Origin of the sequence: Clostridium sp. MCC344, from assembly GCF_018785365.1 — a bacterium.
Lineage (GTDB): Bacteria > Bacillota > Clostridia > Lachnospirales > Lachnospiraceae > Pilosibacter.
In genome coordinates this window covers 2,993-3,681 of record NZ_WQPQ01000098.1, presented here as the reverse complement: position 1 = coordinate 3,681, position 689 = coordinate 2,993, and the positions used below count along the sequence as shown (strand labels likewise).

General features: G+C 56.9%; 1 protein-coding gene and 1 pseudogene. Both read left to right on the top strand.

The window, feature by feature from the left end:
* Nucleotides 1–582 (top strand): DUF7007 domain-containing protein (locus tag GPK90_RS17910; protein WP_252197590.1); only part of this gene is annotated, 582 nt, incomplete at its 5' end.
* 44 nt (nucleotides 583–626) lie between these two features.
* Nucleotides 627–689: pseudogene (locus GPK90_RS19260) on the top strand (PrgI family protein); the annotation flags it as partial.

Here is a 689-nt window from a genome sequence, read left to right as displayed (position 1 = left end):
TACGACGGAAAACTGCTGGGCCGCTGTACCAAAGCGGACAGCGACGCCTATACCCTGTTGATGAACGCCTGCGGCGGGGACGCCGCCCGTGTCCTTCGGGAATATGCCTATTTTTCCCCGGAACTGAAAGCCATCTTAGAAAAGGCAGCACTCATGCAGGCAGACCGGAGCCGGACGGGCGGAATGTTCCATGCGCCGAAAAGCTCCCCGTGGGGCGAGGTGCAGAATTGTGAAACCCTCTGTCCGGGGGTGTTTCTGGTATCTACCGCCAGCCACGGCGGAACGATGGTGGCAAACGAGGTAGCCGCCGTTCTCTCCCCAGCGGCCAAAAAATGCGGCTTCAAGGACAAGGGCTATATTTGCTATGAGGAGGACGCACAGGAAAGCGTAGTGCTCCGGGAGCTGCTGGACAAAAAGCTGTGGAAAATCCCTGACCGCATTAAGGACAAAGGACAGTTTGAAGAAAAACTCAATCAGTCCATCCGGCAGTATCACCCCGAATACTGGCGGGCAAGGCAGAGCGGACGAGAGGCCGCCGAAGCTGCCCGCAGCACAGCCCCGGCCAAAGAGGCCGCAAGATAACCTCGGGCCATGCTGGCCCGAAGCAATAAAGGAGGTGTACCAAAATGGCCTATGTGCCAGTACCAAAAGACCTTTCCAAAATCAAGACAAAGCTGGCCTTCAACCTA